The organism is Rhodococcus tibetensis (assembly GCF_024438035.1).
GTDB classification, from domain to species: Bacteria; Actinomycetota; Actinomycetes; order Mycobacteriales; family Mycobacteriaceae; genus Rhodococcus_F; species Rhodococcus_F tibetensis.
In genome coordinates, this window is the sequence record NZ_JANFQF010000003.1 from 106,911 (window position 1) to 121,919 (window position 15,009).

The following is a 15,009-nucleotide window of genomic DNA, read 5'->3' on the forward strand; positions in this document are numbered from 1 at the left end:
GAACCACACCAGTTCTCGGTGCCGGACTTCTCCGGACGCCGAGGCCGAACGGAAGGACTCCGGTGCCCGCGGCACCCACACACGCAGCAAGCGCTCCACCCGTCATTGCCTCAGCAGAATCAGATTCTGATTCCGCCGGTTCGGAGGGCTCCTCTAGCGAGCCGGGTGACAAACCCGGCGGCCTCCCCTCGCTTCCCTGGTGGCGATGACAGATGGACATCGCACTCAGCATTCTCGCTCTGCTCGGCTTCCTCGCCTTGACGGCAGGCACCGCACTGTTCGTCGCAGCGGAATTCTCCCTCACCGCACTCGAGCGCAGCATCGTCGACTCGCACGCCCGGGGCGGTGACCGGCGTTCGAGGCAGGTCCAGCACGCCCACCGCACGCTGTCGTTCCAGTTGTCCGGCGCGCAGCTCGGCATCACGATCACCACACTCGTCACCGGCTACCTGTCGGAACCGGTCCTGGCCCGGTTCATCACCCCGGTGCTGTCCGCGGTCGGGTTCAGCGAATCCGCCGCCGCGGCAACGTCGTTGGTGATCGCCCTCGTCCTCGCCACCTCGTTCTCCATGGTGTTCGGGGAACTGGTCCCCAAGAACCTGGCCATCGCCCATCCCCTGCCGACGGCACGTGCGACGGCAGGCATGCAGGCGGCGTTTTCCCTGATCTTCAAGTGGGCGATCAACGGGCTCAACGGAACGGCCAACTGGCTGGTCCGGCGCCTCGGCATCGAGCCTGCAGAGGAATTGCGGTCGGCGCGGTCACCGCAGGAACTCGGTTCCCTGGTCCGCACCTCCGCCCAGCGCGGCGCCATCGACAAGGGAACGGCGTTGCTGGTCAACCGCTCCCTGCGATTCGGTGAACGCACCGCCGAAGAATTGATGACACCGCGGGTGAAAATCGAGTCGCTGGCCACCACCGACACGGTGGCCGACCTGATCGACACCGCCGCCCGCACCGGGTTCTCCCGATTTCCCGTCGTCGACGGCGACCTCGACGACTCCGTCGGAATCGTGCACATCAAGCACGCGTTCGCGGTGCCTGCCGGTCGTCGCCGCACCACCCGCCTCAATACGCTTGCGCAGAAGGTTCCGGTGGTGCCGTCCAGCCTCGACGGTGATGCCCTCATGGAACGAATTCGATCCGATGGAATGCAGGTCGCCCTGGTAGTCGACGAGTACGGCGGCACCGCGGGCATGGTCACCATGGAGGACCTGATCGAGGAAATCGTCGGTGACGTCCGCGACGAACACGACGAACCGGAGATCGACGTCCAGCGGATCGGGGACGGCTGGTCGTGCTCCGGTCTGCTGCGCATCGACGAGGTGTCCGACACCACCGGCTACACCGCACCGGAGGGTGAGTACGAAACCCTCGGCGGGCTGGTCCTCACCCACCTCGGCCGGATCCCGGAGGACGGCGACGAAGTGGAGCTGCCCGTCCCGGACACGGCGTTGCACCCCGACGGACGCTGGATCGCGACTGTCACCCACATGGACGGACGGCGTATCGACCGGGTCCTGCTCACACCGGTTCCGGTGGCGAACGACGACGAGGAGGACGACGATGAGTGATCTCTTCGGGATGCTGCTCACCTTCGTACTCCTCGCCGGCAACGCGTTCTTCGTCGGCGCCGAATTCGCGCTCATCTCGGCGCGCCGCGACCGCCTCGAGGCGCTCGAGGCGCAGGGGAAGAAACGCGCCCGGACGGTGATCCTGGCCGGTGAGAATCTGTCGCTGATGCTGGCAGCGGCCCAGCTCGGCATCACGATCTGCTCGATCCTCCTCGGCAAGGTCGCCGAACCGGCGATCGCGCACCTCCTCGAAGTGCCGCTCCACGCCGTGGGCCTGCCGGACGGACTGCTGCACCCGGTGGCATTCACCGTCGCGCTGGCATTGGTCGTCGTGCTGCACATCCTGCTGGGGGAAATGGTGCCGAAGAACATCGCCCTTGCGGGGCCCGAACGTTCGGCGATGCTGCTGGTGCCCGTGCATCTGATGTTCATCACCCTGGCCCGGCCGCTGATCTCCTTCTACAACCTGTGCGCCAATGCCACGCTGAGGTTGATGCGCGTCGAACCCAAGGACGAACTCGACGTCACCGTCTCCGCCGTGGAGTTGTCGGAGATGATCGGCGAGTCCCGCTCCGAGGGGCTCATCGACGCCGAGGAGCACCGCCGACTCACCCAGGCGCTCGAAACCACCGACCGCACGGTCAGTGAGGTGATGATTCCCCTCGACAAGGTCCGCACCGTGCCGCTGTCGGCGGGCGGCACCCGCCTCGGCGCCATTGAGGAAGCGGTCATCGAAACCGGGTACTCCCGCTACCCGGTGCGCGCCGACGACGGTTCCCTCTTCGGGTATCTGCACCTCAAGGACGTCCTCGACGACATCCTCGACGACGACGCCGGCCCGGACACCGTCATCCCCCGCTCGGATATCCGTCCGCTGCCGCGCATGGCGACCACCACACCACTCGCCGAGGCACTTGCGGGTCTGCGCCGGGCCAGTTCCCACCTCGGTGCGGCCGCGGACCCGTCGGGCCGGATCGTCGGGATCGTCGCACTCGAAGACCTCGTCGAGGAGTACGTGGGCACCGTGCGCGACGGCACTCACCGCGTGAACGGGATGAACCCGGGACAGCGAACGAGCTGACGCGTGCATCCGCGGAACGACACGGCCACCGGTCGCGGGCCTTCGGTGCTGGCGGCCGGTGACTGGACGGCCCGGCGGACGCGCCACCTCGACCGGGTGGCGAGGATCGTCGAGCCCTATCAGGAACGCAAAGCGGCCGGGACGCCCCATCCGGTGCACGACTTCCTGTTCACCTACTACAGCTTTCGCCCCAACCAGCTACGGCGGTGGCACCCGGGGTTCGGCACGGCACTCGCCGGTCCCGGGTCCGGCGACTACCTCCGCTACACCGGTTACCGGTCGGTGACCGTCGACGGTGACAGCGTCGTCACCGTCGACCCGGCCGTGCTCGAGCATCGCCGAAGCACTGTCGAATTCGTGGCCGGGCTCCTCGCGGCCACCGAAGCCCGCACTCCGCGACTGAACTGCTTCGGCCTGCACGAATGGGCGATGGTGTACCGGGGCGGCGCCGAGGCGATCCGCCACCAGCGGGTGCCGCTGCGCCTCGGGTTCGACGGCACCGACGCGGTGGTCGAGTCGATGCCGCTGCGCTGCACCCACTACGACGCCTTTCGGTTCTTCACCCCCGCTGCGGCGCCCCGCAACGAAACCGCCCTCGACCGCGACTCCCAGATCCGCCGCGAACAACCCGGTTGCCTGCACGCGGGCATGGATGTGTACAAGTGGGCGTACAAGCTCGCCCCGCTCGTCGACTCGGACCTCGTCATGGACTGTTTCGAGCACGCCCTCGCCGCACGCGAACTCGACATGCAGGCCAGCCCCTACGACCTTTCCGGTTACGGGTACGACCCCGTGCGCATCGAAACCCCTTCCGGGCGCGCAGAGTACGTACGCCGGCAGCAGCAGCTCGCCGAACGGGCCACCCCGCTGCGCACCGGCCTGCTAGAGCGGTGCCGTCAGTTGCTGTCGTAGAGTTCATCGTTCGAGGCGGAGGGGATTCGTTGAGCGGGTTCGAGCGAGTGCTGACCGAGTACGAGCGCAATGTCGGCGTGGCGTCCGGCTCCCACCTCATCGCATGCCCCGACCCCGGGGCCTTCCTCGCTGCTCGACTTCCCGTCTTCGACCTGGCGGCGGGGTCGCTCGCGGCCGTCGCCACCGCCGTCGACAGATTTACGGCGACCTGGGGTTTCGGCCCTAGGTCGTGGCGGCTGGACCCCGAGCGGATTGCGGCAGCGTTCTCCAGCGACCGGCTGGTGCGCATATCGGGGATACCGGTGTCCGGGTTCGCCGAGCTCTCCGGCTTCTTTGCAGTCTCCGACGGCTGGGTGCGAACCCACGCCAACTATCCGCACCACCGCCGGCGACTCCTCGAGGCACTGGATCTCCCCGAGGGTGCCGACCCGGAGACGGTGGCCACGCGGTTACGCGAACTCACCTCGGCCGAGGTCGAGGAACGCGCGTTCGCCGCGCAGGCCGTGGCCTCCGCTGTGCGCACAGAGCACGAGTGGGCGGCCACCCCGCAGGGTGCGGCCGCGGCTTCGGGTGTGGTCACCACCGTCGTACACGCCCCGACCGGCCACCCGCCGACATCGCGTCGGTCCGGGGAGCCGTCCGCGGTGACACCACTGACCGGAATCAAGGTTCTCGATCTGACCCGGGTGATCGCCGGACCCGTCGCCACCCGCACGCTGGCGCTACTCGGAGCCGAGGTGTTGCGCATCGACCCGCCGTTTCTCGCCGAGATCGCGGTGCAGCACCTAGACACGGGGCAGGGCAAACGATCCGCCGTCCTCGATGTGACGTCCGTGGCGGGCCGCGAGCGGTGGGAGGAACTATGTGCCGACGCGGATGTGGTGGTCACCGGGTACCGTCCGGGCGCCCTCGACACCCTCCTCGACCACGCGCCCGCACATGTGGTGCAGGGCAGGGTCAGTGCATGGGGACGCACCGGCCCCTGGGCAGACCGCCGGGGATTCGACAGCATCGTCCAAGCCGCATCGGGTATCGCGCTTGTCGAGGGCGGGGAGGTACCGGGCGCCCTGCCCGCGCAGGCCCTCGATCACGCCAGCGGATATCTCCTCGCCGCCGGCATCGTCGACGCCCTGACCGGGCGCCGGTCCGACGGCTGCGGACGGACCGTCGACGTATCCCTCGCGCGCACCGGTTCCTGGTTGCTGAGCGCACCCGGCCGGTCCGTCGACCCGCCGGCCGTTGCGGTTCCCGGCCCGGGATCCGCCGTCTCGCACGGGGATCTGGTGACCAGCCGCCCAGCACTGTCCGACTACGAGGACTACCCTTTTCCCGCCCGCCCGTGGGGTGAAGACCCAGCGGTGTGGGCGGCATCCACCTGAGGAGTTCTGCGGGTGCAGACCACGATCCGCGCGACAGTTCCTCGCCGTGCACTATGGACGCGTGAAGACACACCACTACTCACTGGCCGTCACCTGGACGGGCAATCGGGGATCGGGAACCACCGGACCGAGCAGTTACGACCGCGACCACCTGGTGTCGGCGACCGGCAAACCTGATCTGGCGGGCAGCTCGGATCCGTCGTTCCTCGGTGACGCCGGGCGTTGGAACCCGGAGGAGTTGCTGGTCGCATCCCTGGCCCAGTGCCACATGCTGTGGTACCTCGGCCTTGCAGCGGCGGCGGGCGTCGTGGTCGTCGACTACCGCGACGAACCGGCCGGATCGATGTGTGAGCATCCCGATGGCGCCGGCGAGTTCACCGAAGTGGTGTTGCACCCGGTGGTCACCGTCACCGAGGAGTCGATGACCCAGTTGGCAGGGCAGCTGCACAGCCGGGCGCATGCCCAGTGCTTCATCGCGCGGTCGGTCAACTTCCCGGTCAGCCACCGCCCCACCGTCCGCGTTGCCGGATGAGCGGCCCGACGCAGCGCCTGATCGTCGACGTCGACACAGGCATCGACGATTCGTTGGCCCTCCTGTATCTGCTGGCCAGTCCCGAAGCGGAAATCCTCGGTATCGCGAGCACTGCCGGGAACGTGCCCGTCGAGCAGGTCGCAGCCAACAATGTGAACTGGCTCGGGCTGTGCCACGCGCCTGACATCGAGGTTGCCCTCGGGGCGCGGGTGCCACTCGAATGCCCCTTGCGCACCACCGAAGACACGCACGGCCCGCAGGGCATCGGTTACGCCGTCCTCCCCGACTCCGGCCGGTCCCTGTCGCAGCGGGACGCGACCACGATGTGGGTCGAACTGGTCCGTGCGCACCCCGGTGAACTCACCGGACTCGTCACCGGACCGCTGACCAATCTGGCGCTGGCGATCCGCGCGGAACCCGAACTCCCCCGGCTGCTGCACCGGCTGGTGGTGATGGGCGGCGCCTACAACCATCCGGGCAACACCACCCCGACCACCGAGTGGAACGTCTCGGTCGATCCCGAGGCCGCGAAGGAGGTGTTCGACGCGTTCTCCGGGCTCCCCGAGGGTCGGCGACCCGTTCTCTGCGGCCTCGATATCACCGAGACCATCGAGATGACACCGGACCATGTGCGCCGACTCGCCGAAGCGGCGGGAAGCGTTCCCGCCGAGGTCATCTCGCCCGAAGATGCGCCACACATCCGGTCACGCACCAGCAACCCGGTGATCCGTCACCTGTCGGACGCCATCCGGTTCTACATGGATTTTCATCGCAGCCACAACCAGGGCTTCATCGCACACATGCATGACCCGTTCGCGGCGGCGGTGGCGCTGAACCCGGACCTCGCCCGGACACGTCCGGCCACCGTCGACGTGGAACTTCATGGAACCCTGACCAGGGGCACCACCGTCGCCGACTGGGTCGGTCACTGGAACCGGGATCCCAACGTCGACATCGCGGTGAGCACCGACCCGGCCATGTTCTTCGACGACCTCATCGACCGGGTCGGCCGCTACGCGAAATCGGTCGGCTGACCCGGTCGCTCCGCCGTCACCGGGCGGTGGACGATCTCGACCCCCGGACCCAGACGGCTGGCGGGTGCTCCGGACGGCTGATGCATCTCCCCTGAACCACCTCCGCCCGAACCGAGAACTGCGCCGTCGTTTGCCGCCGAATTGCGTCCGGCCACTGTTATGCGGTGGCGGCGGTAGTTCGGCGTCGTCGGGCGGCGGTGATTCGGCGCCCGACGATTCCCTGATGGGGCGCGAAGAGGTAGGCCAGTGCGAACGCTGCTCCCTGGGACAGCACGACCATGCCGCCGCTGGCAGTATCGATGTGATAACTCAGGTACAGCCCGATGACGGCGCATGCGGCCGAGATCGCAGGGGCGATGATCAGCATGCGGTGGAAGCTGTCGGTGAGCAGATAGGCGGTGGATCCTGGGATGATGAGCATGGCGACGACCAGGATGACGCCGACCGCCTGGAGCGCCACCACTGCGGTGAGAGCGAGTAGTCCGAGGAGGGCGGCCCCGAGTAGACGGGGGTTGAGGCCGATGGCATGGGCGTGGGTGGGGTCGAAGGCGTAGAGCGTGAAGTCGCGGCGCTTGACGATCAGTGCGACGAAGACGACCGCCCCGAGAATGGCGATCTGGACGAGGTCCGATCGGCTGACACCCAGAAGGTTGCCGAAGATGATGTGGTTGAGGTCGGTCTGGCTCGGTGTCACCGAGACCAGCACCAGGCCGAGGGCGAACAGGGTGGAGAACACGATTCCGATCGCGGCGTCTTCCTTGACCCGGCTGGTGTCGCGGACCACCCCGATCAGGGCCACCGCCAAGAACCCGAAGATCACTGCACCGAGGGCGAATGGGGCGCCGACGATGTAGGCCAGCACGACGCCGGGCAGGACGGCGTGCGAGACTGCATCACCCATCAGCGACCAACCGATCAGGACCAGCCAGCACGACAACACTGCACAGACCACCGCGGCGATCAGAGTGGTGATCAATGCGCGAACCATGAAGTCATAACGCAGCGGGTCGACGAAGAAGTCGATGACGTTCATTGATTCTCAGGTCCTTGTCATCACGTCGAGGCCGAAGGCTGACGCCAGGTTCGCTGGTTGCAGAACGGTCGCCGGGTCGCCGTGCGCGAGTACCGTGCGCATCAGCAGTATCGCTTCGTCGGCCAGTGCCGGCAGCGCATGCAGGTCATGGGTGGAGACCAGGATTGCCGCGCCCGCTCCGGCCAGTTCACGCAGCAATGTGGTGATGGTGGCTTCGGAGCGCTTGTCGACCCCGGCGAACGGTTCGTCGAGGAGGAGGATGGTGGCGCCCTGGGCGATCCCCCGGGCCACGAACGTGCGCTTTTTCTGGCCGCCGGACAATTGTCCGATCTGCCGGTCCGCCAAGTCGGTGAGTTCCACGCGTTCGAGAGCATGGTCGACGGCCTCACGATCAGCTCTGCGGGGCCGCCGGGTCAGCCCCATGCGCCCGTAGCGGCCGGTCATCACCACATCACGCACTGACAGTGGAAAGGCCCAGTCCACCTCTTCGCTCTGCGGAACATAGCCCAGCACACCGGTCTTGCGTGCGATGGCCGGCGCCGTGCCGTTGATACGAACCGTGCCGGAATCAGGTTTGACCGTGCCCATGATCGACTTGAACAGGGTGGATTTGCCCGAGCCGTTCATACCGACCAGGCCGCACACGCGTCCAGCCTGAAGGGCGAGGGACACCCGGTCGAGGGCGAGAACGTCACCGTAGTGGACGGTGACGTTCTGCACCTCGACGGCTGGTTGGGGGGTCATGATTGCTGTCCGTTCAATGCGGACGTCAGGGTCTGCGCGTCGTGCCGGATCAAATCCAGGTACGTCGGTACGGGCCCGTCCTGCTCCGACAGCGAGTCGACGTAGAGGGTTCCACCGAAAGCGGCGTTCGTGGCTTCCACCACGCGCTGCATCGGAGCATCCGACACCGTGGACTCACAGAACACGGCGGGAACCCGATTTTCCTTGACGAACTCGATCGTCGACGCGATCTGCTGGGGGGTGGCCTGTTGTTCGGCGTTGACCGGCCAGATGTACTTCTCGGTCAACCCCGCATCGCGCGCAAGATACGAAAATGCTCCTTCGCACGTCACCAACGCCCGTTCATTGACCGGCAGCGCACTCAACTCGGCGACCAGCTCGTCCTGCACCTGCTGTAGTCGGGCCTTGTAGGCATCACCGTTGATGCGATAGTCGGTCGCGTGTTCGGAATCGAGTTCACTGAACGCGGCGACCATGTTGTCGACGTAGATCTGCACGTTCAGAGGTGACATCCAGGCGTGCGGATTCGGTTTGCCCGCGTAGGCATCTTCGCCGATATCGATCGGCTCGACCCCGTCGCTGACGACCACGTGTTCGACGTCCAGTCCATCGACGAATTGGGCGAACCATGCTTCCAAGTTCATCCCGTTGTCCAGGATCAGATCGGCCTCGGCCGCCTTCTTTATGTCACCCGGTGTGGGCTCGTAGCCGTGAATTTCCGTGCCGGCCTTGGTGATGGACTCCACAGTCAGGTGCTCGCCACCGACGTTCTGTGCGATATCGCCCAGAACGGTGAAGGTGGTGAGCACCACTGGTTTGCCGTCGGCGGACCCGGCGCTCTCGGCGCACCCGGACAACATCAGCGTCGCGGCGAGAGCTGTCAGTGCCGCGGCAGTGGTGGCTGCCCGTCGTCGCAAGCCTGCCTTGATGTCCGTTGTTTTCACAGTCGAATCATAATGTTCGGCCTTCCGAAACTACAAGTGTGGGCCGTCGCCGTCGAACGTACGCGGTGGTACCGGCCGTCCCACTCCCCTGTCGGCGCCTCCGGCCGAATGCCTCCGCCGCCCGACCATTTCCGTTTCTCGCAGCAGCAGGTAGAGAGGAAGCGAACTCGACAACCCGATCAAGACGCTCGACGGAACCACAAGCCACCACAATCCGATCGCATGCCTGCGTGCGTCGACGAACGACCACACGAGGAAGACCACGATGGAGATGAGGACATCGGCGGTGAAGCCGCCGGCCGCGCCGTTCGGGAACAGAGCGGCCGGCAGATCGATCGGATCGGCACCCTCGGATCGGAAGTACGCCGCGAAGAACAGCCACGGCACCACAGACCCGACAATCGTTGCAAGAAGGTAGAAGGCGCGCATGGCGTTCAGTCTGAAGCAAGTCGGGCCACGGATGCACAGGTCGGGGCAAAGGCATACCGAGGCATGTAGCACTTCGCGTGGGACAGCGGCTCCTCGGATCTCCGTTCGAGAGTGAACTGCTCGGGGTTGCACCTGACGTAGCGTGAGGTTCTACGGTGGCCTGCATGACCGCGCACGACGAGGAAATATCAGCTCTGACGCAGGAAGACATTGTTGCTGTGGCCCTCGAACTGCCGGGGGTCACGGTCGTGACGGCAAGTGAAGAGGGCGGCGCTCCCCCGAGTTCCTGGGGAGACACGTTCTTTTCCTACAATCCGGATCGCGACCCGCCTGCGGATCAGCGGTTCCCGTTCGCCACCATTGTGACGAACGACGTCGAGGGTTGGGATACCTCCTCGAAGCTGCACCGGGACGGCATATTTCGCCTCAATATCTCCGTCGGTCGTGACCGATTCCGTGAACTACTCGGCTTCGTACCGGCCGAGCATGCGGAACACAGCGGCGGCATCGACTACAGCGCACTGGACCAACTGCTCCCACACCCGAACTACGCAACGCAATCGTGGGTGTCGATGCTGAATCCGGGAGTGATGACCGCTCGCCACGTGCGGGGTTTGCTCACCGACGCCCACGCCCGAGCGAGGGCGAGACACACACGGCCGAGGCGCACGAAGAACGCCGACAACGGCCCGCTGACCCAACCTCGATCATGGACACCGTCTCCATCCGAGTTCCGCCCCTGATGCGCCGCCACGATGCATGATCCCAAGGTGGACGGGTACACAGTTGGGGAACTGGCGAGGCTGTCGGGCGTTTCCGTACGCACCCTGCACCACTACGACAGCATCGGCTTGTTGCGACCGCACAGGCGCAGCGCGGCCAACCACCGCTTGTACTCCCCCGACGACGTCCAGCGCTTGCGGCACATACTCTTCTATCGAGAGTTGGAATTCGGACTCGACGATATCTCCGAAATTCTGGCCGAGCCCCACGCCCGTGTCGATGACCACCTACGCCGACAGCACCGACTTCTGCGGCAGCGTCAGGCACGCACCGAGGAATTACTCGAAGCCATCCAAAAGGAAATGCACGCCCGACGAATGGGTGTGGCGCTCTCGCCGGAAGAGCAGCTCGACATCTTCAACACCGACAGTTTCGGTGAACGCTTGCATGACGTCGAGCATCGGTGGGCCGAGTCGGATCAGAACCCGGATCTACATCGGCGAACCGTCGCCTACACCAAGGACGATTGGGTAACAATCAAGGCGGAAGCCGACGCCAACATCCAGGAATTCGTCGACGCGATAGCCGCGGATGAGCCTGCCACCGGCACGGTCGCAATGCAGGCCGCCGAGAACCACCGCGCTCACATCGCACGGTGGTTCTTCGAGTGCAGCCACCGGCAGCATCGGCAAGTGGCTGCCCTCTACATCTCCGACCCGGTGGCGGCCGCGGAGTGGAACGAGATGGCGCCAGGATTCGCGCAGTATGTACACGACGCGATCCTGGCTAACGCTGCTCACGCCGACGGTTCCAGCTGAAGCCCCATGAACCGCCAGTTATCTCAGCTGGTCAGGAACCATTGACCAGCAGGTCGATGATCCAGACCAACCACGGAATCCCACCTTCGACAGGCAATTCCCACATCGTCGACACCCCCTGCTCGAATCCACTATCCGGACGTCGCCATTGTGCATGACTCCGCGCCATCTGCATACAGGTGCGCTCACAACCAAATCGAACCGGGGTGTCGCTGCAGACCGCGGTGTTCGGCGCTCAGTGGGCGGCAGCGCCGAACCACTTGGGCAGGAAACCGAGCAGCTCTTGCTGATCGTCACCTACCCACGCCACGTGGCCGTCCGGCCGCAGCAGCACGGCGGGCACGTCCAGTTCGTCGCTGCCGTCGACGACGTGGTCGATCCGGTCCGCCCACCCCGCCACCGAGAGCCCGCCGGTCTGGTCGAGCAGCAGTCCGCGGCCGCCGTGCATGAGCTCGTAGAGGCGCCCCCGTTTCAACCCGATGTTCCGCAGCCGCCGGCCGAGCAGCTCGTGCCCCTCGCCGAGGTCGTAGTGGACCTCGATCGCGGTGATCTTCTCGGTCAGGTGCCGGTTCACGTCCTCGAAGTCCATCAGTTCCGACAGCAGCCGTCGCACGGACCGGGGACCCGGCTCGGTGGACATCAGCTCGGACTGCACGCGGGTGTTGTTCAGCACGTCGGCGGCTACCGGGTGCCGTTCGGTGTGGTAGCTGTCCAGCAGCCCCTCCGGTGCCCAGCCGCCCACTTGGGCGGCCAGTTTCCAGCCCAGATTGAACGCGTCCTGGACGCCGAGGTTGAGGCCCTGTCCGCCCACCGGTGGGTGAACGTGCGCCGCGTCGCCGGCCAGCAGCACCCGGCCGACTCGGTAGCGCTCGGCCAGCCGGGTGGCGTCGCCGAAGCGGGACAGCCATCGCGGTGAGTGCACGCCGAAGTCTGTGCCGGCGAACACCCGCAGCTGTTGCTTGAACTCCTCGAGGGTCGGCGGGACCGACCGGTCTGCGGCCACCCCCTCGGCGGGCACGACGATGCGGTACACCCCGTCCCCGGAGGACCCGGCACCGAACCCCTTGTGGGTCTTGCGGACCTCAGCCACCACGGCTGCCAGCGTCTGCGGCGGTGCGGCCACCTCCATCTCGCCCAGCAGCGACTCGACCCGGGTGGGCTCGCCGGGGAAACCGACGCCGAGCAGCGTGCGCACCGTACTGCGGCCGCCGTCGCAACCGGCGAGGTAGCGTGAGCGCAGCTGCGTGCCGTCGGCCAGCAGCGCGGTCACCCCGTCCTCGTTTTGGCTCAGCCCGACCAATTCGCAGCCGCGCCGGATCGTCGCGCCGAGCTCGGTGGCGTGCTCGGCCAGCAGGCGCTCGGTGTCGGGCTGCGGGATGCCGAGGATGTACGGGTGTGCGGTGTCCAGCCCCTCCGGCCGGGGCTTGGTGATGCCGGCGAAGAAACCGCCGACCGGGTGCGGCTTGCCGAGCGCGAGGAACCGCTCCAGCAGACCGCGCTGGTCCATCACCTCAATGCTGCGCACGTGCAGGCCGAGCGACCGAACCTGCCTGGTCGGCTCGGCCTTCTTCTCCAGCACGAGCACGTGCACGCCGTGGAGCCGCAATTCGCAGGCCAGCATCAAGCCGGTCGGTTCGCCTCCGGCAACAATCACGTCAATCATGAAGATCCCCCTTCACAGTTCCATTGCGGCCGGCTGCTCCGTCAGTCCGCGCGCACGTCGACAGAGCGCAACGACTTTGCGATTTCCGCAGGTTGTGGGCTGGACCGGAGATTCTGCAGCACGACCCGGGTCTTGCCGCAAGGCCCCTAGTGCGCTATATGTTGAGAGTGGCAGGGAGTGAACGAACCTCCTCGGCCGACATGACCTCGCGCCCATCAGGGCGAGGGCGCCCCACCGCACACCACCGTCAAGCGGCCATCACGGCGGGGAGCCGCCCGGTTCGCGTTCCCCGTTCTCTCCAGAGCCGTTGTGCGAGTTGTCGATTGAGCCTAAGCATCGTGTCGTGCTGTGCTGTCTTACAGCGGATCAGCAGTCGACTGCGCCGTGACGAGGCATGCGAAATCGCGCCGGCCGCTATTTCCACCGAATCGTGCGTTCATCTGCCAGGGGTCACCCGATACGCATCCATCTCACCTCATCGCGAAAGAAGGGAGTACGCCACGATCAGTCGCTCAGGGCCCCTCGGTGAACGGCTTCGGTTGGAGACCGCCATCGACGATCATTGACGGCATGGAGAACACGAGCGCCCAACCCGGCGACACCATCCGAGAGTCATACTCGGCCAGATCTCGGGAGTACACGGATCTCTTTGGCTCCGTGGCTTCGACACACCCATCCGATCGGGCCCTGGTGAGCAGCTGGGCCTCCTCCCTGACAGGTCCACTCCTTGACGCAGGGTGTGGTCCGGGGCAGTGGACAAACTTCCTGGCCGAGTGCGGATCAGCTGTGAGCGGGGTTGATCTGGTTCCCGAATTCGTTGAACGAGCTCGTATGCAGTATCCGGGCCTCTCCTTCGACGTCGGCGGCTTCGAGGCATTAGACACCGCGACAGAATCACTGGGTGGCGTGCTGTCCTGGTACTCGCTCATTCACCACAATCCGCAGGACATCCAGACTCCCCTCGTCGAGTTCGCGCGCGTGATTCGGCCGGGCGGAGGGTTGTTGGTGGGCTTCTTCGAAGGAGCAACCGTAGGGACTTTCGACCATGCCGTCACTACTGCCTATCGATGGCCGGTGGCTGAACTCAGCCAGAAGCTGGTCACGGCCGGATTCGAGGTGATCGAGACACATACACGAACGGGGAGCGACCACAGGCCTCACGGCGCAATCACCGCACGCCGGCAGAGCACTCGAGGGATCGGCTTCCGGGCACCCCCGCCGATTCACTACGCGGCGGTCGGTGCGCGAGGATCGTCGCACCGCTCTGTTGGCGGTCCGCCCGTAAACTTCCGGGTCGAAATCGAACCCGACCCGACGATGGCCTTCAACAAGGTGCAATGAGAGCCTGACCGCGCGGATGATCGATATCGGCGCACCGACCGGGTCAGTTCATCCCCGATCGGTGTACCGAGCTGGTTCAGGTGAGGTGTCGAACCTTCTCTACGACCCCGGTGAAGACTCCGTCGAACTCGGCCTCATATTCCGTGCCCTGGTATCCGAGAACCATCACGGTGTATCCGTTGAGTGCTGCGTAGCCGAGCAGGACTTCGTCGTTGATCCAGTCCGGGTTGTCGGGGTCCGTGACCTCGGACAGGATGACCGCGTCTTCCGACCCGAGAGCCTGAGGAAGATCGAGTCGCTCGGTCCGAACTGTCCCTCGGTACGTGTGTACCTTGCTGGTCGATGCGAGTGTGTAGGTCGAACACGATCCGGTGTGCGCGTCCGCCACCCGGGACACATCCATGTCGGTCTCGCTGACCAGCATGACGTACCCACGTTCACCATCGAAGATTGCGACGTCAGCGGAGCCGTCCTGGATCAGACTGATGCGAGCATTGTCGGCGTATCGGTTCTGTTCGTCGCACTCCGGCGGGTCGAAGGTGCGGGTGTCTTCCAACCCTAGCCCGCTGCTCGGGGCGTCGAGTTTGATGCTGAGAACCATCTGCTCCTCGTCATCGAGGCTATCGATCTGAGCGCCCTCGGGCAGGTCCGCTGTCTCCGGCAGCAGGCTCGCTCGGGAGACTCGCTCGTCGGCGGGAGCTTCTTGCGCCCCGCAACCCGCGGCGCCCAGCAGCCCGATAACGGCCAGCATGGCAGCCCATTTCCTCGGCATACGTTACCTCCCGGTTGCGGGCCGAGGTGC

General features: G+C 66.0%; 14 protein-coding genes and 1 pseudogene. 9 read left to right on the forward strand and 6 right to left on the reverse strand.

From position 1 onward, the window contains the following. Nucleotides 1-212: 212 nt before the first annotated feature. The 6 genes from NOF53_RS04690 (at nt 213) to NOF53_RS04715 (ending at nt 6,512) form a co-directional block, all read left to right on the forward strand. Nucleotides 213-1,574, forward strand: a complete 1,362-nt coding sequence (locus NOF53_RS04690) for a hemolysin family protein (protein WP_255965967.1) — start codon at nt 213-215, stop codon at nt 1,572-1,574. Beyond that, nucleotides 1,567-2,655, forward strand: coding sequence for a hemolysin family protein (locus tag NOF53_RS04695; RefSeq protein WP_255965969.1), 1,089 nt, complete (start codon nt 1,567-1,569; stop codon nt 2,653-2,655). The genes NOF53_RS04690 and NOF53_RS04695 overlap by 8 nt, the downstream gene beginning before the upstream one ends. A gap of 3 nt (nt 2,656-2,658) precedes the next feature. Continuing rightward, on the forward strand, nt 2,659-3,567 hold the full coding sequence (locus tag NOF53_RS04700) for a 3-methyladenine DNA glycosylase (protein WP_255965971.1): 909 nt from the start codon (nt 2,659-2,661) through the stop codon (nt 3,565-3,567). Between the two features lie 77 nt (nt 3,568-3,644). Further along, complete coding sequence (locus NOF53_RS04705; RefSeq protein ID WP_255966255.1) at nt 3,645-4,946, forward strand: CoA transferase; 1,302 nt, start codon at nt 3,645-3,647, stop codon at nt 4,944-4,946. Between the two features lie 61 nt (nt 4,947-5,007). Then, nucleotides 5,008-5,478 (forward strand): OsmC family protein, encoded by a 471-nt coding sequence (locus NOF53_RS04710; RefSeq protein WP_255965973.1) that lies wholly within the window; start codon nt 5,008-5,010, stop codon nt 5,476-5,478. Then, nucleotides 5,475-6,512: a nucleoside hydrolase gene (locus NOF53_RS04715; protein WP_255965975.1), complete on the forward strand. Its 1,038-nt coding sequence runs from the start codon at nt 5,475-5,477 to the stop codon at nt 6,510-6,512. Before NOF53_RS04710 ends, NOF53_RS04715 begins: the two co-directional genes overlap by 4 nt. Before the next feature lie 157 nt (nt 6,513-6,669). Here NOF53_RS04715 and NOF53_RS04720 read toward each other — a convergent pair whose 3' ends face one another. The 4 genes from NOF53_RS04720 to NOF53_RS04735 all read right to left on the reverse strand — a co-directional run bounded on the left by NOF53_RS04720 (nt 6,670) and on the right by NOF53_RS04735 (nt 9,662). Continuing rightward, nucleotides 6,670-7,545 (reverse strand): metal ABC transporter permease, encoded by an 876-nt coding sequence (locus NOF53_RS04720; RefSeq protein WP_255965977.1) that lies wholly within the window; start codon nt 7,543-7,545, stop codon nt 6,670-6,672. Nucleotides 7,546-7,551: 6 nt separating this feature from the next. After that, a complete protein-coding gene (locus tag NOF53_RS04725) occupies nt 7,552-8,289 on the reverse strand; it encodes a metal ABC transporter ATP-binding protein (protein WP_255965979.1) in 738 nt (245 codons plus the stop codon). Next, complete coding sequence (locus tag NOF53_RS04730; RefSeq protein WP_255966256.1) at nt 8,286-9,149, reverse strand: metal ABC transporter substrate-binding protein; 864 nt, start codon at nt 9,147-9,149, stop codon at nt 8,286-8,288. Before NOF53_RS04730 ends, NOF53_RS04725 begins: the two co-directional genes overlap by 4 nt. A gap of 114 nt (nt 9,150-9,263) precedes the next feature. Next, entirely contained in the window at nt 9,264-9,662 is a 399-nt protein-coding gene (locus NOF53_RS04735; protein WP_255965980.1) for a DUF2834 domain-containing protein, read from the reverse strand. Between the two features lie 164 nt (nt 9,663-9,826). Here NOF53_RS04735 and NOF53_RS04740 point away from each other — a divergent pair, with 164 nt between their 5' ends. Together NOF53_RS04740 and NOF53_RS04745 are read left to right on the forward strand one after the other, a co-directional pair. Next, nucleotides 9,827-10,405, forward strand: a complete 579-nt coding sequence (locus tag NOF53_RS04740) for a DUF6194 family protein (RefSeq protein ID WP_255965982.1) — start codon at nt 9,827-9,829, stop codon at nt 10,403-10,405. Between the two features lie 27 nt (nt 10,406-10,432). Beyond that, a complete protein-coding gene (locus tag NOF53_RS04745) occupies nt 10,433-11,203 on the forward strand; it encodes a MerR family transcriptional regulator (protein ID WP_255965984.1) in 771 nt (256 codons plus the stop codon). A 235-nt stretch (nt 11,204-11,438) separates the two neighbouring features. Here NOF53_RS04745 and rox read toward each other — a convergent pair whose 3' ends face one another. Continuing rightward, nucleotides 11,439-12,866: a rifampin monooxygenase gene (gene rox, locus NOF53_RS04750; protein WP_255965986.1), complete on the reverse strand. Its 1,428-nt coding sequence runs from the start codon at nt 12,864-12,866 to the stop codon at nt 11,439-11,441. Between the two features lie 570 nt (nt 12,867-13,436). Between rox and NOF53_RS04755 the strand changes: the two are divergent. Continuing rightward, nucleotides 13,437-14,057, forward strand: a pseudogene (locus NOF53_RS04755) (class I SAM-dependent methyltransferase); the annotation flags it as partial. Nucleotides 14,058-14,283: 226 nt separating this feature from the next. Here NOF53_RS04755 and NOF53_RS04760 read toward each other — a convergent pair. Next, nucleotides 14,284-14,979: a hypothetical protein gene (locus tag NOF53_RS04760; protein ID WP_255965987.1), complete on the reverse strand. Its 696-nt coding sequence runs from the start codon at nt 14,977-14,979 to the stop codon at nt 14,284-14,286. Between the last annotated feature and the right edge of the window lie 30 nt (nt 14,980-15,009).

What these genes read in the sequence shown, in the direction of transcription:
- NOF53_RS04715 (WP_255965975.1), top strand. Translation starts at nt 5,475, where the DNA reads ATGAGCGGCCCGACGCAGCGCCTGATCGTCGACGTCGACACAGGCATC.
- NOF53_RS04725 (WP_255965979.1), bottom strand. Translation starts at nt 8,289, where the DNA reads ATGACCCCCCAACCAGCCGTCGAGGTGCAGAACGTCACCGTCCACTAC.
- NOF53_RS04720 (WP_255965977.1), bottom strand. Translation starts at nt 7,545, where the DNA reads ATGAACGTCATCGACTTCTTCGTCGACCCGCTGCGTTATGACTTCATG.
- NOF53_RS04760 (WP_255965987.1), bottom strand. Translation starts at nt 14,979, where the DNA reads ATGCCGAGGAAATGGGCTGCCATGCTGGCCGTTATCGGGCTGCTGGGC.
- NOF53_RS04695 (WP_255965969.1), top strand. Translation starts at nt 1,567, where the DNA reads ATGAGTGATCTCTTCGGGATGCTGCTCACCTTCGTACTCCTCGCCGGC.
- NOF53_RS04690 (WP_255965967.1), top strand. Translation starts at nt 213, where the DNA reads ATGGACATCGCACTCAGCATTCTCGCTCTGCTCGGCTTCCTCGCCTTG.
- rox (WP_255965986.1), bottom strand. Translation starts at nt 12,866, where the DNA reads ATGATTGACGTGATTGTTGCCGGAGGCGAACCGACCGGCTTGATGCTG.
- NOF53_RS04735 (WP_255965980.1), bottom strand. Translation starts at nt 9,662, where the DNA reads ATGCGCGCCTTCTACCTTCTTGCAACGATTGTCGGGTCTGTGGTGCCG.
- NOF53_RS04740 (WP_255965982.1), top strand. Translation starts at nt 9,827, where the DNA reads ATGACCGCGCACGACGAGGAAATATCAGCTCTGACGCAGGAAGACATT.
- NOF53_RS04730 (WP_255966256.1), bottom strand. Translation starts at nt 9,149, where the DNA reads ATGTTGTCCGGGTGCGCCGAGAGCGCCGGGTCCGCCGACGGCAAACCA.